Raw genomic sequence first — 18,341 nt, 5'->3', positions numbered from 1 at the left:
TCGGCGAAGGGTCGCGAATCATACGCGGATGTGCGCCATCGCGCATCAGAGACTAGCTGATCGATTGCCGGTTATTTCTTTTTCCGCCGACCGGCACCACCGAGTTTGATCAGACGCAGCGCGGCTTCGGCCAGCACCGTGCGTTTGTCGTCCTTGTCGAGCTTCTTCCAGGCCTTGATCTCGCGCTTGCTGCGACCGCAACCCAGGCAGATGTCGTCGGAGAATTTGCAGAGGCTGATGCAGGGGTCTTTGGTTGAGCTCATCGCAATCTCCAGAACGACATTTCACCCTGTGGGAGCGAGCCTGCTCGCGAAGGCGCAGTGTCATTCAGTATCGATGTATCTGACACACCGCCTTCGCGAGCAGGCTCGCTCCCACAAGGGTCTACATTGGTTTCTCAATAGGCGTCATTCTTCGAACTCGCGCCGTTCGGCCTCAATCGCCTCAGCCAGCGCGCGGGCTTCGGCTTCTTCTTCGCTGAGCTCCGCTTCCGGCTGTTCGAGGGCGGCTACGGCGGCCAGGAGTTTCTCGCGAGCTTCGGCGACACCGAGAATGTCTTCTTCCGGTTCGGCGTCGGGCGCCGCTTCAAGTTCAACTTCAGCTTCAGCTTCAACAACCGGCGCGATAATCTCAGGCTCCGGCACCGGCGCTTCGCCATCCACCGCATCGCGCAGCAAGTCGTCGAAGTCGGTTTTGATGCCCTCTTCCATGCTGTCCAGCTCCAGCAGCAGGGAATGGAAACTGGTTTCTTCCTTTTCCTCCTCCGGCTCAGCGCTGGCGTCGGCCAGCTCCTGCAGACTCTGCGGCACCGGCGCGTCGTCGAAGTCGAGCACCGGTTCGGCTTCCATCTCGCGCAGTTCGGCCAGCGGCGGCAGGTCTTCGAGGTTTTTCAGGTTGAAGTGGTCGAGAAACGCCTTGGTCGTGGCGAACATCGCCGGTTTGCCCGGCACGTCGCGATAGCCGACGACGCGAATCCACTCACGCTCAAGCAAGGTTTTGACGATGTTACTGTTCACCGCCACGCCACGCACATCTTCGATTTCGCCACGAGTGATCGGCTGGCGATAGGCGATCAACGCGATGGTTTCCAGCAACGCACGGGAATAGCGTTGCGGGCGCTCTTCCCAGAGTCGCCCGACCCACGGCGAGAACTTCTCGCGGATCTGCAAGCGATAGCCCGACGAGACTTCCTTGAGCTCAAAGGCGCGGCCCTCGCAGGACTTGCCGAGCAGGGTCAGGGCTTTCTTGAAGACCGCCGGCTCCGGCCGCTCGCCTTCTTCGAACAGTTCAAACAGGCGCTCAAGGGATTGCGGCTTTCCCGAGGCCAACAGAAAGGCTTCAAGCAGGGACGCCAGCTCGCGGGGTTCAGTCAGGTTCATACAGGGACTCGTTATTCGGCTCGGGCTCGCACGTGGATCGCGGCGAACGGCTCATTCTGCACCAGCTCGACCAAGGATTCCTTGACCAGTTCAAGGATCGCCATAAAGGTCACCACCACACCCAGGCGACCTTCTTCAGCGGTGAACAGCTCGACAAACGGCACGAAACCGCCGCCCTTGAGCCGTTCCAGCACATCGCTCATGCGCTCGCGGGTGGACAGCGCTTCACGGCTGACCTGGTGGCTTTCGAACATGTCGCCACGGCGCAACACCTCGGCCATGCACATCAGAATCTCTTCCAGCGCGACGTCGGGCAACAGCTTGCGCGCCCGCGCTTCCGGGGCGTCGAGCTTGGGCACGATCACATCGCGACCGACCCGGCTCAGACCATCAATACCTTCGGCAGCGGCCTTGAAGCGCTCGTATTCCTGCAAGCGGCGGATCAGTTCAGCGCGCGGGTCGTCTTCTTCATCTTCAACGGTTTCGGCGCGCGGCAGAAGCATGCGCGATTTGATCTCGGCGAGCATCGCCGCCATCACCAGATACTCGGCGGCCAGCTCCAGACGCACCGATTGCATCAACTCGACGTAGCCCATGTACTGGCGGGTGATTTCCGCCACGGGGATGTCGAGGATATTGATGTTCTGTTTGCGGATCAGATACAGCAGCAGGTCGAGCGGGCCTTCGAAGGCTTCAAGAAAGACTTCCAGCGCATCCGGCGGGATGTACAGGTCCAGCGGCATTTCCATGACCGCCTGGCCATAGACCATCGCGAACGGCAGTTCCTGCTGGGCGCCGGCCTGGGGATCGACCACGGTTTCCACTGCGGACATTCAGGCCTCGACCATGAACGGCGTTGGATCGCCGCAACCGACACGGACCACTTCCGGGTCGTCGCCGGTCAGGTCAATCACCGTCGAGGCCTTGATGCCGCCAAAACCGCCGTCAATGATCAGGTCGACCTGATGTTCGAGCATCTGACGCATTTCGTAGGGATCGCTGAGCGGGTCTTCATCGCCGGGCATGATCAGCGTCACGCTCATCAGCGGCTCGCCGAGTTCGGCCAGCAGCGCCAGCGCGATCGGATGGCTTGGCACGCGCAGGCCGATGGTGCGTTTCTTCGGATGCAGCAACAGGCGCGGCACTTCGCGGGTGGCGTTGAGAATAAAGGTGTAAGGGCCGGGTAGATGCGCCTTGAGAATGCGGAAGGTGCCGGTGTCGATCTTGGCGTAATTGCCCAGTTGCGACAGGTCGCTGCAGATCAGCGCGAAGTTGTGCTTTTCATCGAGCTGACGCAGCCGTCGCACACGCTCGATGGCGGTCTTGTCGCCGATCTGGCAACCGATGGCGTAGGACGAGTCCGTGGGATAAATCACCACCCCGCCCTTGCGGATGATCTCGACCGCCTGTTTGATCAGGCGCGCTTGCGGGTTTTCCGGATGTATCTGGAAAAATTGACTCACATTCTCTACCTGTTCAGACGGCGGCAATATCTGTGTCATGTTTGAACCGACACCACAGGGGTGGAAGGTCCTCGGGAACCGGCCGGTACTGGCCGATCTCGGACCAGCCGCCAGGGCCATGGAAGTCACTGCCGGCGCTGACCAGCAGACCGAACTCACGGGCAAGGATCGCCAGGCTGCCCACCTGTTCTGCGGGCTGATGGCCATTGACCACCTCGATAGCATGCCCGCCTGCTTGAATATAGTCGGCAATCAGCTTTCGGCGCTTGCTACGGGTGAAATCGTAGTGCCAGGGATGCGCCAGGCTGACCCAGGCACCGGCGGCGCGCAGGGTGCCGACGGTGTCTTCGAGGGTCGGCCAGTGCAGCTTGACGTCGCCGAGCTTGCCGGCGCCGAGCCATTTGCGAAACGCCTCGGCGCGATCCTTTACATAACCTTCACGCACCATCCAGTCGGCAAAATGCGGCCGGGCCGGCGCGTTGCCGCTGTCGCCCAGTTCCTGCTGGATCTGCCGGGCGCCGTCGAGAGCACCGGGCATGCCCTTGAGAGCGAGCTTGCGGCTTATTTCTTCCGACCGCAGCCAGCGGCCATCGTGCAATTTGGCGATCGCTTCGACCAACGGCGCGGCGTTGACGTCGAAACCGTAGCCCAGCACGTGAATAGTCGCCCCGCCCCAGGTGCAGGACAATTCGACGCCGTTGACCAGTTGCATGCCCAACTCGGTGGCGGCAGTACGCGCCTCGGCGAGCCCCTCAAGGGTGTCGTGGTCGGTCAACGCCAGGACTCGCACGCCGTTTTCGAACGCTCGCGCAACCAGAACCGCAGGCGCCAGGGCGCCGTCGGAGGCCGTGCTGTGGCAGTGCAAATCAACATTCACGGGGAGTTGTAACCTCAAATCAGCTGGCGCTATCGCGCGCCCATATGTTTGTTATTATGCCGCCACATCCAGCTTCTGGCTCTCACTGTGAAACAATTCATCGATTTCATCCCGCTTCTGCTGTTCTTCATCGTTTACAAACTTGATCCACGGGTCGTCGACATTGCCGGCCAGCAAGTGACCGTAGGCGGTATCTACAGCGCCACGGCGATGCTGATCATCAGCTCCCTGGTGGTGTACGGCGCGCTGTTCATCAAGCAGCGCAAGCTGGAAAAGAGCCAATGGCTGACGCTGATCGCCTGCCTGGTATTCGGCAGCCTGACGCTGGCCTTCCACAGCGAAACCTTCCTGAAATGGAAAGCGCCGGTGGTCAACTGGTTGTTCGCTGCGGCGTTCATCGGCAGCCATTTCATTGGCGATCGCCTGCTGATCAAACGCATCATGGGCCACGCGCTGACCCTGCCAGACCCGGTCTGGACGCGCCTGAACATCGCCTGGATCGGCTTCTTCCTGTTCTGCGGCGCAGCCAACCTGTTCGTCGCCTTCACCTTCCAGAGCATCTGGGTCGACTTCAAGGTGTTCGGCAGCCTGGGCATGACCGTGCTGTTCCTGGTCGCACAGGGCATCTACCTGTCGCGCCACTTGCATGACACCGATACCACAACGCCAAAAACCGAGGACTGACATGCTCTACGCCATCATTGCCACCGACGCTGCCAACTCGCTGGAAGCTCGCCTGGCCGCACGCCCCGCTCATCTGGAACGCCTGCAAGCGCTCAAGGGCGAAGGCCGCATCGTGCTGGCCGGCCCGCACCCGGCCGTCGACAGCAATGATCCGGGCGCAGCGGGTTTCACCGGCAGCCTGATCGTCGCCGAGTTCGACTCCCTGAGCGCCGCACAGGCCTGGGCCGATGCCGATCCGTACATTGCCGCCGGCGTCTACGCCAACGTGATCGTCAAGCCGTTCAAGCAAGTCCTGCCGTAATCCGGTGTTGAAATGCCGAGGGGATTTATGTGGCGAGGGGATTTAGCGAAACGTCGCACCGCCCCGCTGGGTGGCGAAGCCGCCCCAAACCCATCCAACGCGGAATGTCTGACACACCGCGTTCAATAACTCACGACTGCTGCGCAGCCGAACGGCGATAAATCCCCTCGCCACAATCGCTCATTATTCTCGTTTGCCTGCCGACAACCTGCCCAATATCCATTTGGAAACAGGTGTCGCGATGCGCAAGGGTCCGTTGTGTCTGATGTTGCTCACGTTGTCGATCATGGCCCCCGCCCATGGTGATGAAACCACCGAAGGCGGCAGCTCCACGCCATTGTCGCTGAGCGCCGGCAGCCAGATCACCGAGCTGCAACAGCGGCTCAAGGCCAGTGAGCAGCAGCGCGAAGAACTGAACAAACAACTGCAAAATGCCGACAACACTCGCGAAAGCGCCCAGCTCGCCCGGCTGCGCCAGGAGAACCAGCGTCTGAAGCTGCAACTCAAGGAAGCCCAGGCCAGCCCGCTGCCGCGTTTGCTGACCGATCAACAGCAGTGGTTCGTCACTGGCGCCGGGGTAGCGCTATTGGCGCTGCTCTGCGGTATCTTTGCCAGTGGTGCAAGCCGAAAACGTCGGCAATGGCTAAATTGAGTGAGTCATGAGCGAGCTGTTACTGATTGATGATGACCAGGAGTTGTGCGAACTCCTGAGTAGCTGGTTGAGCCAGGAAGGCTTCCAGGTGCGCGCCTGCCACGACGGCCAGAGCGCGCGCAAGGCGTTGGCCGAAACCGCCCCGGCGGCGGTGGTGCTGGACGTGATGCTGCCCGACGGCAGCGGTCTGGAACTGCTCAAGCAATTGCGCAACGACCACGCCGACCTGCCGGTGCTGATGCTGTCAGCGCGTGGCGAACCGCTGGACCGCATCCTCGGCCTCGAACTGGGCGCCGACGATTACCTGGCCAAACCCTGCGACCCCCGCGAACTGACCGCGCGCCTGCGCGCCGTGTTGCGGCGCAGCCATCCCGCCGCTGTGTCAACGCAACTTGAGCTGGGCGACCTGAGTTTCAGCCCGGTGCGCGGCGTGGTCAGCATCGACGAAAAAGAACTGACCCTGACCGTTTCCGAAAGCCGCCTGCTCGAAGCCCTGCTCAAACAGCCTGGCGAGCCGCTGGACAAACAGGAACTGGCGCAACTGGCCCTCGGCCGCAAGCTGACCCTGTACGACCGCAGCCTCGACATGCACGTCAGCAACCTGCGCAAAAAAATCGGCCCCCACCCCGACGGCCGCCCGCGCATCGTTGCGCTGCGTAGCCGTGGTTACTACTACAGCCTCTGAACCAGCGCACTTATCCTGTGCGGGCCGGCTGGCGATGGTGTTTGTTTGGTCGGGTTTTTTGCGTGTATATCCGTTGCTGCGGTAACGGCTACTTAAGGTTCCGCTCTTACAGCGGGTCACCTTTTTCAAACGCCAAAAAGGTAACCCAAAAGGCTTGCTCCTATGTTCGGCCCTCGCAGGCTCGGGTTCCTTCGCTGCGGGATCGATCCGGGCGCAGCGGCTCCGGTTTGCTTCGCTGCACCTACTTCCGCTGTGTCTGGCTGCGCCAGACGGTCGCTACGCTCCCACGCCCGGATCAATCCCTCCACTCAGCCTTCCGATGTCGCCGGTTAGGCAAGATCAAGGGCACTCGAGCTAACGCTCATTGTTGAGTGGTTAGGAGCGGGTGGTTGGCTTTGGATTTGTGGTGTCTGATCGTTCCCACGCGCAGCAAAGGAATGCGGCCTGGGAAGTTTCGCGTCCCACAGCCTGAAGATCGCTGCCTTCGGTGCCTTCGGTGCCTCATAATCGGTTAATCGGGCATCGAACGAATAATGTCGGCCAAATCGTCCTTGGTTATCTCGTTGGCCTTAATGGCAGCGGCAATGTCTTTTTTGGAAAGTGGAAAACGCTTGAAAATTTCTTGCAAAGTATTCGCATCAACATTTGCCAGCCAGAGCGGATCAATGAAAGAACCGCCGTACTCAGGCTTCATCGGTACTTCTTCGTGGGCAATCGTACCCTTATGGTTGAGATACACCACATAACGATCATGCCCTTCAGGAAAGCTTTTATCGTGATATAGCGTAGTACCCTGCGGCAGCACGTAGTAATTCTCGTCGCCGTTTGGAACCTCGATCAGCAACGGTTCTTTAGTTTTGATCATCTTCTTATCGTGCCCCTGCGAACCATGATCAAAAATCAGGAATGCCAAAAAAATCGCATTGACCGATAAAGCTGCCATCAGCCATGGGCCGACTTGCCTGGTAAACGTTTTATTTGTCATGGGGATCTCGGTATTTGCTTTGTTAAGGCACGCAGCCGTTGCTCTTATGCTGAGCGAGTACCGTCTAAATGAGCGATCACAGCCTCGGCCCGTGCATTATCCAAAAGATCGCAGCCTTCAGCATCACCTGCACTGGGTATGTGTAAGGCCGGGCACGAAACGTCTTTACCGAAGCTTTACGCTGCGCTGACCGCCGCTGACCTTGATCTGCGTAATCTGCACTCATCCGGAACGTACCGGGAACGAGACAAGGAGATACACCATGCGCAAGACTCTTATCGCTCTGATGTTCGCTGCCGCTCTGCCAACCGTGGCCTTGGCCATGCCGCAGGATGGCGGTCCGCTGGGTGGTCCGCTGGATGGCCCGCGCCACGGTGGTCAGATGCACGGCGGCATGCACGGCAAAGGTCCGTACAGCCAGCTCGACCTGACCCGCGAACAACGCGAGCAGATTCGCAAGATCATGGGCGAGCAGATGCACGAGCGTAAGCAGGTGGTCGACAAGTACCTGGAGAAACTCTCGCCGGCCGACCAGAAAGCCATGAAGGACGAGATCGCGGCCAACCACAAGAAAGCCGAGTCCGATGTCCGTGCATTGCTGAAACCTGAGCAACAGAAGCAGTTCGACGAGATCCAGAAAAAACGCGCCGAACGCCGCGCCGAATGGGCCGAGTTCAAGGCCTGGAAAGCGCAGCAGGCGCAAAAGGCGCAATAATGGCTTGACCCTGGGCCCGACGACTCACCTCGTCGGGCCTGTTCCATTCAAATCGAATGTGGGAGCGAGCCTGCTCGCGAAGGCGGTGTATCAGCCAGCGATGAATTGACTGACACTACGCCTTCGCGAGCAGGCTCGCTCCCACATTTGAACGGTGTGATTTTCGAGGATTTTCTGTGCGTTCACTGTTCTGGCGGATTCTTGCGAGCTTCTGGCTGGCCATCGCTCTGGTAGCCGGGCTGTCGATTCTGCTCGGGCACATGCTCAATCAGGACGCGTGGATTCTCAGCCGCCATCCCGGCCTCAACACGCTGGCGGCGGAATGGACGCAGACTTACGAAACCCAAGGCGAAGAAGCCGCGCAGGACATTCTCGAACAACGCAAACGCCAGTATCACATCGACGTTCAAGTGCTCAACGAAACCGGCGATCCGGTGGTGCGTGGCACCTTCCCGCGCCGCGCCGCAGCATTCGAAGCGCGCCAGAACAACGATGACCGCCGCCTGCCATGGCGGCGTCTGACCGACGAAATCACCAGTGAAAAAACCGGTGACACCTACCTGTTCATCTACCGCATCCCACACCCGGAACTCGACGCCTGGCACCGCGAAAGCCTGCTCTGGCCGCTGAGTGCGCTGGGCATCGCGCTGGTGGTGCTGACCCTGTTCAGTTTGCTCGTGACTTTCTCCATCACCCGCCCACTGAGTCGCTTGCGCGGCGCGGTGCATGATTTGGGGCAGACGACTTATCAGCAGAACAGCTTGGCGAAACTGGCCAACCGCCGTGACGAATTCGGCGTGCTGGCCACCGATTTCAACCGCATGGGCGCGCGCCTGCAAAGCCTCATCGGCAGTCAGCGCCAGTTGCTGCGCGATGTCTCCCACGAACTGCGCTCACCACTGGCGCGCCTGCGCATCGCGTTGGCTTTGGCCGAGCGTGCCAACCCTGAAGAGCGCGAGAAACTGTGGCCACGGCTGACCCGCGAATGCGACCGGTTGGAGGCGTTGATCAGTGAAATTCTGGTACTGGCACGAGTCGATGCCGACAACGCCAGCGCTGAAGAAGTGGACCTGAATGCGTTGCTCGCCGCGCTGCAAAAGGATGCGCAGCTCAGCTCGCCCGAGCAGACCGTACGCCTGCAAGCCGAGCCGCAGCTGAATCTCAAAGGCTGGCCGACGATGATCGAACGCGCCGTGGATAACCTGCTGCGCAACGCCCAGCGCTTCAACCCGAGCGATCAGCCGATCGAATTGCAGGCTGCGCGGCAGGGAGAGCGGATTGTCATCAGCGTGCGCGACCATGGGCCAGGGGTGCAGACCGAACATCTGAGTCAGTTGGGCGAACCGTTCTACCGGGCGCCGGGGCAGACCGCTGCCGGGCATGGCCTGGGGCTGGCGATTGCCAAACGGGCGGCAGAACGGCATGGCGGCACGCTGACACTGGCCAATCATCCGCAGGGCGGCTTTGTGGCGAGTCTGGAATTGCCGTTGGTGCCGGGAGTTATCGTCCAGCCCTGAAAAGCCCCTCACCCCAACCCTCTCCCGGAGGGAGAGGGGGCCGACCGGGTTGTCTGCCGTTGTGCATCGACCTTATGGATTCGCAGAAACTAGTCATCCGGTATCCCGACTCCGGATTCAGCGAAGGTCGCTCAGGTCGGTGTAATTCCAAAGCATCCCCCAATCAGTCCCCTCTCCCTCTGGGAGAGGGTTAGGGTGAGGGGCTTTTGATCTTCAGGCTTTAGCGGGCCAGGCTCTGACGAATTCAGCCAGATCAACCTTCTCCGCTACCCGCGGCTCTTTCTGCGGTGTGCCGAGATAGAGAAACGCGATCACCTCCTCGCCTTCCACCAGCCCCAAGCCTTCGGCCACATGCTTCGAGTACGCCAGATCCCCGGTGCGCCACACTGCGCCAATCCCCTGCGCATACGCCGCCAGCAGAATCCCGTGAGCCGCACAGCCGGCCGTGAGCAGTTGCTCGGCCTTCGGGTATTTCACGTGTTCCTGCAATTTCGCGATGACCACAACCACCAGCGGCGCGCGCAGCGGACCATTGCGGGCCTTGTCGATCATCGCGTCGGTGACTTCGCCGCCCTGCTGGCGCGCCGCCTCGGCCAGCAACTCGCCCATTTGCTCACGCGCTGCGCCTTCGACGGTCAAAAAGCGGTACGGCTGCAAATGCCCGTGATCCGGGGCACGCAGGGCCGCGCCGAACAGGGCTTCGCGCTGCTCGGCAGTGGGGGCCGGTTCGACCAGTCGGGGAACGGAAACACGGTTGAGCAACGCGTCGAGAGCCTGCATCGGCCACCTCCTTTGAAAAATGTGCGGCTATTCTAGCTTCATCTGCGCAGCGCCTGCCGGTTTACATGCCTTGCCCCGCAGGTAGAATGGCGCCCTTCTCCCACCAGCCCGAGCGGATTTCATGGCGTTGCCGACCTTACGGATCATTGGTTTCATCATCGGCATCTTCCTGATCACCCTGGCTGTGGCCATGGTCGTGCCGATGGCCACGCTGGTGATTTTCGAGCGCACCAGCGATCTGCCGTCGTTCCTCTGGGCGAGCATGATCACCTTTGTCGCCGGCCTCGCTCTGGTGATACCCGGCAGACCGGAACACATTCATCTGCGCCCGCGCGACATGTATCTGCTGACGGTCAGCAGCTGGCTGGTGGTGTGCATCTTCGCCGCGCTGCCGTTTCTGCTGACCCAGCACATCAGCTACACCGACTCGTTTTTCGAAAGCATGTCCGGCATCACTGCCACCGGTTCCACCGTGCTCAACGGCCTGGACAACATGTCGCCGGGCATTCTGATGTGGCGGTCGCTGCTGCACTGGATCGGCGGCATCGGCTTTATCGGCATGGCGGTGGCGATTCTGCCGCTGCTGCGCATCGGTGGCATGCGCCTGTTCCAGACCGAATCCTCGGACCGCTCGGAAAAGGTCATGCCGCGTTCGCACATGGTGGCTCGGCTGATCGTGGCGGCCTACGTCGGCATCACCATTCTCGGCAGCCTGGCATTCTGGTGGGCCGGGATGAGCCCGTTCGATGCGATCAACCACGCGATGTCGGCGATTTCCACTGGCGGCTTTTCGACCTCCGACCAGTCGCTGGCGAAGTGGACGCAACCGGCGGTGCATTGGGTGGCGATCGTCATCATGATCCTCGGCAGCCTGCCGTTCACCCTGTACGTGGCGACGCTGCGCGGCAATCGCAAAGCGTTGATCCGCGATCAACAGGTGCAGGGTTTGCTGGCGATGTTGCTGGTCACCTGGCTGGTGCTCGGCACCTGGTACTGGTGGACCACCAAACTGCACTGGCTGGAGGCGCTACGTCATGTGGCGCTGAACGTGACCTCGGTGGTCACCACCACCGGCTTCGCCCTCGGCGACTACAGCCTGTGGGGCAACTTCTCGCTGATGCTGTTTTTCTACCTGGGCTTTGTCGGCGGTTGCTCAGGTTCGACGGCGGGCGGCATCAAGATTTTCCGTTTCCAGGTCGCCTATATCCTGCTCAAGGCCAACCTTAATCAGCTGATCCACCCGCGCGCGGTGATCAAGCAGAAGTACAACGGTCACCGCCTCGACGAAGAAATTGTCCGTTCGATCCTGACCTTCTCGTTCTTCTTCGCCATCACCATCTGCGTGATCGCCCTGCTGCTGTCGCTGCTCGGAGTCGACTGGATGACCGCACTGACCGGCGCCGCCAGCACCGTGTCCGGCGTCGGCCCGGGTCTGGGCGAAACCATCGGTCCGGCCGGCAACTTCGCGACGCTGCCGGATGCGGCGAAGTGGATTCTGTCGTTCGGCATGCTGCTCGGCCGACTGGAGATCATTACGGTGTTTGTGCTGTGTATTCCGGCGTTCTGGCGTCATTGACCGCGTCCGGCACCTGCGTCAGGCGCAAGCGGTACTCGCCGGGTGTGGTGTCGAACCAGCGGCGGAAGGCGCGGAAGAAGTTGCTCGGGTCGGCAAAGCCCAGCAGGTAGGCGATTTCCAGCAAGGTCATGCTCGGTTGCGCCAGATATTGTTCGGCCAATTCACGGCGGGTGTCGTCGAGCAACTGCTGGAAACTGGTGCCCTCCTCCTGCAAGCGCCGCTGCAAAGTGCGCTGCGACAGGTGCAGCGTCTGCGCCACGGTGTCACGCTTGGGCTCGCCCTGGGGCAATAAACGACACAGCACCTGCCGTGCCCGGTGCGTCACGCGACTTTCGGAAAACCGCGCCAGATATTCCCCGGCAAAGCGATCATGCAACAGCGCCATGGCTTCGTTGGCGGTCGGCAGCGGCGCCTCCATATCGGCACGTTCGAAGATCAACGCATCGTAAGGCGCGTTGAACACCAGCGGTGCGTGGAAGGCTTCTTTATAAGGTTGCAGATTTGTCGGCTGATCGCCCTGAACCAGCACTTTGACCGGGTGCAGCGGACGCCCGGTCAGCCAGCCGCACAGCGCCAACGCGCAGGCCAGTGACGCTTCGGCACTCTGCCGGGTCGGCGGCAGATGATCGCCGTGCACGGTGAGAATCAGCGCGTAGCCTTCATCGAGCAGGCGAAAGCTCAGGTCAGCGCTTTCGGCAATGATACGTTGATAGCGCACCAGACGCTGGAAGCCTTCAGCCAGGGTATTGCTCGACATCAGCGCATAGCCGGCAACGTGAAACGATGCCGGGCGCACCACTTTGCCCATGTTCAGGCCGATCGCCGGGTTGCCGGAAACCTCCACCGCGCGCTGCCAGAGCCGGGTCATGGAATCCTGCGGGAAACGCGCATCCGGATCTTCGAGGGCACTGAAGTCCAACCCCAGTTGCTTGAACAGAACCCGGCAATCCAGGCCGTCCATCTCCAGTGCTTTGACAATCCCCATCGCCCAGCTTGCAGAAGTCGTTCGTTCGCTCATGGTTGTTATTCTTTTACATGACGGGCTGCAGATAACCGCCCTATTTGCGAAGGATACTAAAGTGGCGCCGATTGTCACTGGCCCACGCCAATGATCACTCTAGACTCAAATAAGCTACCCGACGCACAACTTGTCGTCAGAACAATCACCACAGAGAGCGCGGTCGTGGAAAACATCAAGCAGTTCAACAGCTTCGCCGAGTTCTACCCGTATTACCTCGCCGAGCACAGCAACAGTACCTGCCGTCGTCTGCATTTCATCGGCACGTCTCTGGTCATCTTCATTCTCGCGCTCAGCATCGCCAAAAGCGCCTGGCTGCTGTTGCTCGCGCTACCTCTGGCCGGTTACAGCTTTGCCTGGATCGGCCATTTCTTTTTCGAGAAAAACCGCCCGGCGACGTTTCAGCATCCGCTGTACAGCCTGCTCGGCGATTTCGTCATGTACCGCGACATGATTCTCGGTCGCGTGGCGTTCTGAATGAGGGTCTGCCCATGAATGCCCATGCTCGCTTCACCCATATGAAGGACGGCACCGAGGAAGACTGGGCGATCATCGCCGCTGATTTCAGTGCCTATGCCAGACAGCTGCCGTCGCGGATCCTCGCGCATCTGAAGCTGCTTGAGGGCGACTTCGGCGGTTTCCCCGTGGATCGCCTGACCCACTCGTTGCAAACCGCGACCCGCGCCTTTCGCGACGGGCGTGACGAGGAATACGTGGTCTGCGCGCTGTTGCACGACATTGGCGACACCCTCGGTTCGTACAACCATCCGGACATCGCCGCAGCGATTCTCAAGCCGTTCGTGAGTGCGGAAAATCTGTGGATGGTGGAGAAGCACGGCATCTTTCAGGGCTATTACTTCTTTCATCACCTGGGCATGGACCGGCATTTACGCGAGCAATTCAAGGATCATCCGCAGTTCCACGCCACTGCCGAGTTCTGCGCCAAATACGACGCGGCGGCGTTTGATCCGGCGTATGACACGCTGCCGCTGAGTTTCTTCGAGCCGATGATGGAAAGGCTGTTTGCGCAGCCGAAGAACTCGATTTACAAAGCCGCGATGCAAGAACACAGCCCGGCCTGAGAACACATGTGGGAGCGAGCCTGCTCGCGAAAGCGCTGTATCAGGCACAGAAGTTTCGTCTGACGCTACGCCTTCGCGAGCAGGCTCGCTCCCACAGGGTGCTTTTTCGCTCAGGCGATCTCGGCAATTTTGGCAGCTTTCAATTCCGCCTCCCGCGCCTGCGCATCCGCCAATCGATACAGCTCGATCGTGCCGTCCCAATGCTCGATCAGCGCCGTGCACGACTCGACCCAGTCGCCGCAGTTGAGGTAGTCCACCTCCCCCACCTTGCGAATCTCGGCATGGTGGATATGTCCGCAAACCACGCCATGCAGTTCGCGCTTCACGCATTCGTGGGCGATGGCTTCTTCAAAGTCGCTGATGAAACTCACCGCTGTCTTGACCTTGTGTTTCAGGTAGGCCGACAGCGACCAGTAACCGTAGCCATAACGGGCGCGCCAGTGATTGAGCCAGCGGTTGAGCGTCAGGGTGAATTCGTAGGCGGAGTCGCCAAGAAACGCCAGCCAGCGGTGATAACGGGTGATCACGTCGAACTGGTCGCCGTGAATCACCAGCAAATGCCGGCCATCGGCAGTGACATGCACAGCTTCGTCGACCAACTGGATATTGCCCAGAATCAGTTTCGAATAGCGCCGCAGGAATTCGTCATGGTTGCCGGTGACGTAGATTACTTCGGTGCCGCGCTTGCTCATGGTCAGCAGTCGGCGGATGACGTTGGTGTGGGCTTGCGGCCAGTACATGCCGCTGCGCAGTTTCCAGCCGTCGATGATGTCACCGACAAGATAGACCTTGTCGGCGTGGTAGCCCTTGAGAAATTGCGACAAGTGCTCGGCCTGGCAATCCCGCGTGCCCAGGTGCACATCGGAGATCCACAGGGTTCGCACCCGTTGTTTGCGACTGGGTCGGGCGAGCTCGGCGCTGGTCATGGGCAACCCTCTGCGATGTTTTCGCCAGCTTGCGCGCGCGCCGTTAATCGCCCGTGACAGGCGCGAGTCAGTCGTGTGACAGCGCACATCGTTGAAAAATTGAGGAATCGGATGACAGACGCGACGGCGACAGCGCTTTAGACTGGCGCTCTTTTGATGAGTGTTCCCACGCTCCTGCGTGGGAACGATCAAAACTGTGTCTGGATTAAGGATTGCAATGACTCCGCGTACCGCCCTCGGCGCCCTGCACATCGGCGCTTTGATGTTCGGCCTGACCGGTGTGTTCGGCAAACTCGCTGCCGCATCGCCGGCGGTCATCGTGTTCGGCCGCGCTGCTTTCGCCGTGCTTGCCCTGGCCTTCTTCGCTCGATTCGCCAGCCAGAGCGGCTGGCAAAAGCTGCAAGCAGTGGACTGGCGACGCCTGGCGCTGAGTGGTGTGTTGCTGGCCGGGCACTGGGTGAGTTTTTTTGTTTCGGTGAAGATCGCCGGGGTAGCCATTGCCACCTTGGGCTTTGCAAGTTTCCCGGCGTTCACGGTGATTCTCGAAGGGCTGATCTTCCGCGAACGCATCCGCGCCAATGAAATTCTCCTGGTGGTATTGGTCAGCATCGGTCTGGTGCTGGTAACCCCGGCGTTCGATCTGGCCAACGGCGCCACCGTCGGCCTGCTCTGGGCGGTACTTTCCGGCCTGCTGTTTTCCCTGCTGTCGCTGACCAACCGCGCCAGCTCCGGGCGCATTCCGGCGGTGCAGGCGGCGTTGTACCAGAACGTCGTCGTGGCGTTGTGTCTGTTGCCGGTCGCGGCGCCGCAGTTGAGTCAGGTTCGAGCGCTGGACTGGTTGTGGATCGCCCTGCTCGGGGTGTTCTGCACGGGCGTGGCACACAGCCTGTTCGTCGCCAGTCTGGCGGTGATCAAAGCGCGCACGGCGGCGGTGGTGTTCGCCATGGAGCCGGTCTACGGCATCACCATCGCCTGGCTGCTGTTCAGTGAAACCCCGACCCTGCGCATGCTCATCGGCGGCGCGCTGATCATCGTCGCGATCGTGGTGTCGGCGCGGATGTCAGGCTCGGCCGACAAGAAAACCGTCGCCGCCGAGGCCGCCTCTCACTGAGTGCGGTCGTTGTGACCGAGGTCGCGGTCGGGATCGATCTGATCGCGCACCCGCTGTTTCAACACCTTGGCCTCGGGGAAACCACCGTCGGCCTTGCGCTCCCAGATCTGCACGCCCGCGCAGGTGATGTGAAACACCCCGCCGGTGCCCGGCACCAATGACACTTTGCCCAGGTCGTCAGCGAAGGTGCTGAGCAGCTCCTGGGCCAGCCACGCCGCGCGCAGCAGCCACTGGCATTGGGTGCAATAAGTGATGACAACTTCGGCTTTGGCGACGGTCATGATCGCTGAAACTCCTGAGACAGAGGGCGCCGCTATAATAGCCGGCTTTACCGCTTGCCCCGAGACTCACAATGCGCCGTTTGCTGCTCTGCCTGCTGCTTGGTTTCCTTCCCCTGCTGGTTCACGCCAGTGAAGCGCCACGACCGAAAGTCGGCCTGGTGCTGTCCGGCGGCGCTGCACGCGGGCTGGCGCACATCGGCGTGCTCAAGGCACTGGAAGAACAAGGCGTCAAAATCGATGCGATTGCCGGTACCAGCATGGGCGCGGTGGTCGGCGGCCTGTACGCCTCGGGTTACAAGATTGACGAGTTGGAAAAACTCGCCCTGAGCATCGACTGGCAAGCGGCGCTGTCCGACGCCCCGCCGCGTGAGGACGTGCCATTTCGCCGCAAGCAGGACGACCGCGACTTTCTGGTGAAGCAGAAACTCAGCTTTCGCGACGACGGCAGCCTCGGCCTGCCGTTGGGCGTAATTCAGGGCCAGAACCTCGCGCTGTTGCTGGAAAGCCTGTTGGCCCACACCAGCGACACCCGCGACTTCGACAAGCTGCCGATCCCGTTTCGCGCGGTGACCACCGACATCGCCAATGGCGAAAAAGTGGTGTTTCGCAAAGGTCACCTGCCGCAGGTGATCCGCGCCAGCATGTCGATCCCGGCGGTGTTCGCCCCGGTCGAGCTCGACGGGCGCCTGCTGGTCGACGGCGGCATGACCGACAACATCCCGCTGGATGTCGCACGAGAAATGGGCGTCGACATCGCCATCGTCGTCGATATCGGCACGCCGCTGCGTAACCGCAAGCAGCTGACCACGGTGGTGGATGTGCTCAACCAGTCGATCACCCTGATGACCCGGCGCAATTCCGAGGAACAATTGGCCACTCTGCATGCTGACGATGTGCTGATTCAGCCTGCGCTGGCCGCGTTCGGCGTGACCGATTTCGGCAAGGCTCAGGAGATGATCGATGCCGGCTACCGCGCCACGCGCATCCTCGACGCACGCCTGGCGCAACTCAAGCCCACTGAAACCCAGGACGCCGAACTCAACGCCGCGCGCCAGCCCGGACAGCGAACGCCGATCATTACCGCAATCCGGGTCGAAAACGATTCGAAGGTCGACGATGACGTGATTCGCTATTACATCCGCCAGCCGATCGGCGCGCCGCTGGACCTGGGCCGCCTGCATTCGGACATGGGCACGTTGTACGGTCTCGATTACTTCGATCAAGTGCGTTACCGCGTGGTGCACAAAGGCCAGGATCACACCCTGGTCATCAGTGCCAGCGGCAAGCGCAGCGGTACCGATTATTTGCGGGTCGGCCTCAACCTGTCGGACGACATGCGCGGCGACAGTGCTTTCAACCTCGGCGCCAGTTACCGCGTCAACGGCATCAACCGCCTCGGCGCGGAATGGCTGACCCGGGCGCAGATTGGCGACAAGCAGGAGCTTTACAGCGAGTTCTATCAGCCGCTGGACGTCGGCTCTCGCTACTTCGTCGCGCCCTATGGGTCGTTCGAGGCGCAGAACGTTGACTCGGTGCTGGATAACGATCCGATCGCGCAGTATCGCGTCGAGCGTTACGGCTTCGGCCTCAACCTTGGGCGACAGATCGGCAACAACGGTGAAGTGCGACTCGGCGTTGGGCAGGCCTGGGGCAAGGCTGACGTGCGCATCGGTGATCAGGATCTGCCGAGCGAAAGTTTCAACGAAGGCTTCTACACCGTGAAGTATTCCTACGACTCTCTGGACAACGTCTACTTTCCACACGAGGGCAAGGACGTCAGCCTGACCTTTACGCAATTCGAACCGGGACTGAGCTCGGACACGCGCTATCGTCAATGGGAAGTGAATTTCGACAAGGCCATGAGCCACGGGCCGGATACGCTGATACTCGGCGGGCGCTACGGTCGGACGCTGGACGATGCCAACGTGGTGACTTCGAGCTTCCTGCTCGGCGGCGCGCGGCAGTTGTCGGGGTTCCGTGAGGATGCGCTGTCCGGGCAGAACGTCAGCCTGATGCGCGCTGTGTATTACCGTCGCCTGACGCCGCGCTCATACCTGCCACTGGACTTCCCGCTGTACGCCGGCGCCTCGCTGGAGCGCGGTCGGGCGTGGAACAACGACAATGAATTCGACAGCGGCTACATCAATGCCGCGAGTGTGTTTATCGGCTTCGACACGCCGCTGGGGCCGTTGAATTTCACGTATGGGTTGAATGATGCGGATGAGCAGGCGGTTTATCTGAATCTGGGGCAGACGTTCTGACGTGAGACGGTGTTGGCCGACCTGACGCCTTCGCGAGCAGGCTCGCTC

21 protein-coding genes are annotated in these 18,341 nt (G+C 60.9%); 11 read left to right on the top strand and 10 right to left on the bottom strand.

What is annotated here, in order from left to right:
* Positions 1–71: 71 nt before the first annotated feature.
* From PS14A_RS06545 to PS14A_RS06525, 5 genes are all read right to left on the bottom strand, one after another.
* Positions 72–263, bottom strand: coding sequence for a DUF1289 domain-containing protein (locus PS14A_RS06545; RefSeq protein ID WP_016771121.1), 192 nt, complete (start codon positions 261–263; stop codon positions 72–74).
* Positions 264–407: 144 nt separating this feature from the next.
* The gene (gene scpB / locus PS14A_RS06540; RefSeq protein WP_212615566.1) at positions 408–1,379 is read right to left on the bottom strand and encodes an SMC-Scp complex subunit ScpB; all 972 of its coding nucleotides are present in this window, start codon (positions 1,377–1,379) and stop codon (positions 408–410) included.
* 11 nt (positions 1,380–1,390) lie between these two features.
* Complete coding sequence (locus PS14A_RS06535) at positions 1,391–2,089, bottom strand: ScpA family protein (RefSeq protein WP_172828192.1); 699 nt, start codon at positions 2,087–2,089, stop codon at positions 1,391–1,393.
* A 123-nt stretch (positions 2,090–2,212) separates the two neighbouring features.
* Positions 2,213–2,842 (bottom strand): L-threonylcarbamoyladenylate synthase, encoded by a 630-nt coding sequence (locus PS14A_RS06530; RefSeq protein ID WP_212615565.1) that lies wholly within the window; start codon positions 2,840–2,842, stop codon positions 2,213–2,215.
* Positions 2,843–2,855: 13 nt separating this feature from the next.
* Positions 2,856–3,719 (bottom strand): PHP domain-containing protein, encoded by an 864-nt coding sequence (locus PS14A_RS06525; RefSeq protein WP_039761090.1) that lies wholly within the window; start codon positions 3,717–3,719, stop codon positions 2,856–2,858.
* An 87-nt stretch (positions 3,720–3,806) separates the two neighbouring features.
* On the opposite strand from PS14A_RS06525, the gene PS14A_RS06520 reads away from it, so the two are divergent.
* The 4 genes from PS14A_RS06520 to PS14A_RS06505 all read left to right on the top strand — a co-directional run bounded on the left by PS14A_RS06520 (position 3,807) and on the right by PS14A_RS06505 (position 6,041).
* On the top strand, positions 3,807–4,403 hold the full coding sequence (locus PS14A_RS06520; protein ID WP_101158611.1) for a septation protein A: 597 nt from the start codon (positions 3,807–3,809) through the stop codon (positions 4,401–4,403).
* A gap of 1 nt (position 4,404) precedes the next feature.
* Positions 4,405–4,704 carry a YciI family protein gene (locus tag PS14A_RS06515; RefSeq protein ID WP_137216252.1) on the top strand — a complete coding sequence of 100 codons (300 nt, stop codon included), beginning with the start codon at positions 4,405–4,407 and terminating at the stop codon, positions 4,702–4,704.
* A gap of 241 nt (positions 4,705–4,945) precedes the next feature.
* On the top strand, positions 4,946–5,356 hold the full coding sequence (locus PS14A_RS06510) for a translation initiation factor 2 (protein ID WP_212615564.1): 411 nt from the start codon (positions 4,946–4,948) through the stop codon (positions 5,354–5,356).
* Positions 5,357–5,363: 7 nt separating this feature from the next.
* Entirely contained in the window at positions 5,364–6,041 is a 678-nt protein-coding gene (locus tag PS14A_RS06505) for a response regulator transcription factor (protein WP_016771129.1), read from the top strand.
* A gap of 511 nt (positions 6,042–6,552) precedes the next feature.
* Here PS14A_RS06505 and PS14A_RS06500 read toward each other — a convergent pair.
* The gene (locus PS14A_RS06500) at positions 6,553–7,026 is read right to left on the bottom strand and encodes a hypothetical protein (protein ID WP_130909571.1); all 474 of its coding nucleotides are present in this window, start codon (positions 7,024–7,026) and stop codon (positions 6,553–6,555) included.
* A gap of 262 nt (positions 7,027–7,288) precedes the next feature.
* Here PS14A_RS06500 and PS14A_RS06495 point away from each other — a divergent pair, with 262 nt between their 5' ends.
* Both PS14A_RS06495 and PS14A_RS06490 read left to right on the top strand, forming a co-directional pair.
* Positions 7,289–7,741, top strand: coding sequence for a Spy/CpxP family protein refolding chaperone (locus PS14A_RS06495; protein WP_212615563.1), 453 nt, complete (start codon positions 7,289–7,291; stop codon positions 7,739–7,741).
* 176 nt (positions 7,742–7,917) lie between these two features.
* Positions 7,918–9,258, top strand: a complete 1,341-nt coding sequence (locus PS14A_RS06490) for a HAMP domain-containing sensor histidine kinase (RefSeq protein WP_212615562.1) — start codon at positions 7,918–7,920, stop codon at positions 9,256–9,258.
* 213 nt (positions 9,259–9,471) lie between these two features.
* Here the strand turns inward: PS14A_RS06490 and PS14A_RS06485 are convergent, their stop codons facing one another.
* The gene (locus PS14A_RS06485; protein WP_212615561.1) at positions 9,472–10,038 is read right to left on the bottom strand and encodes a nitroreductase family protein; all 567 of its coding nucleotides are present in this window, start codon (positions 10,036–10,038) and stop codon (positions 9,472–9,474) included.
* A 121-nt stretch (positions 10,039–10,159) separates the two neighbouring features.
* Here PS14A_RS06485 and PS14A_RS06480 point away from each other — a divergent pair, with 121 nt between their 5' ends.
* The gene (locus PS14A_RS06480; RefSeq protein WP_039761072.1) at positions 10,160–11,614 is read left to right on the top strand and encodes a TrkH family potassium uptake protein; all 1,455 of its coding nucleotides are present in this window, start codon (positions 10,160–10,162) and stop codon (positions 11,612–11,614) included.
* Here PS14A_RS06480 and PS14A_RS06475 read toward each other — a convergent pair.
* Complete coding sequence (locus tag PS14A_RS06475) at positions 11,571–12,632, bottom strand: AraC family transcriptional regulator (RefSeq protein WP_202883387.1); 1,062 nt, start codon at positions 12,630–12,632, stop codon at positions 11,571–11,573. The two genes, PS14A_RS06480 and PS14A_RS06475, sit on opposite strands and share 44 nt — an antisense overlap.
* 165 nt (positions 12,633–12,797) lie before the next feature.
* On the opposite strand from PS14A_RS06475, the gene PS14A_RS06470 reads away from it, so the two are divergent.
* Both PS14A_RS06470 and PS14A_RS06465 read left to right on the top strand, forming a co-directional pair.
* Positions 12,798–13,109: a DUF962 domain-containing protein gene (locus PS14A_RS06470; protein WP_130910813.1), complete on the top strand. Its 312-nt coding sequence runs from the start codon at positions 12,798–12,800 to the stop codon at positions 13,107–13,109.
* Positions 13,110–13,123: 14 nt separating this feature from the next.
* Positions 13,124–13,714: an HD domain-containing protein gene (locus PS14A_RS06465; RefSeq protein ID WP_056783723.1), complete on the top strand. Its 591-nt coding sequence runs from the start codon at positions 13,124–13,126 to the stop codon at positions 13,712–13,714.
* Positions 13,715–13,824: 110 nt separating this feature from the next.
* Here PS14A_RS06465 and PS14A_RS06460 read toward each other — a convergent pair whose 3' ends face one another.
* Entirely contained in the window at positions 13,825–14,640 is an 816-nt protein-coding gene (locus tag PS14A_RS06460; protein ID WP_137216256.1) for a UDP-2,3-diacylglucosamine diphosphatase, read from the bottom strand.
* A gap of 217 nt (positions 14,641–14,857) precedes the next feature.
* Between PS14A_RS06460 and PS14A_RS06455 the strand changes: the two genes are divergently transcribed.
* A complete protein-coding gene (locus tag PS14A_RS06455) occupies positions 14,858–15,751 on the top strand; it encodes a DMT family transporter (RefSeq protein WP_212615560.1) in 894 nt (297 codons plus the stop codon).
* On the opposite strand, the gene PS14A_RS06450 is transcribed toward PS14A_RS06455, so the two are convergent.
* A complete protein-coding gene (locus tag PS14A_RS06450) occupies positions 15,745–16,032 on the bottom strand; it encodes a SelT/SelW/SelH family protein (protein WP_016771139.1) in 288 nt (95 codons plus the stop codon). The two genes, PS14A_RS06455 and PS14A_RS06450, sit on opposite strands and share 7 nt — an antisense overlap.
* Positions 16,033–16,103: 71 nt before the next feature.
* Here PS14A_RS06450 and PS14A_RS06445 point away from each other — a divergent pair, with 71 nt between their 5' ends.
* The gene (locus PS14A_RS06445; protein WP_212615559.1) at positions 16,104–18,293 is read left to right on the top strand and encodes a patatin-like phospholipase family protein; all 2,190 of its coding nucleotides are present in this window, start codon (positions 16,104–16,106) and stop codon (positions 18,291–18,293) included.
* Positions 18,294–18,341 lie beyond the last annotated feature (48 nt).

It is taken from the genome of Pseudomonas sp. 14A, assembly GCF_018132745.1.
In the GTDB taxonomy this organism is placed as follows: domain Bacteria; phylum Pseudomonadota; class Gammaproteobacteria; order Pseudomonadales; family Pseudomonadaceae; genus Aquipseudomonas; species Aquipseudomonas mercuritolerans.
This window is presented reverse-complemented; position numbering and strand designations above follow the sequence as displayed.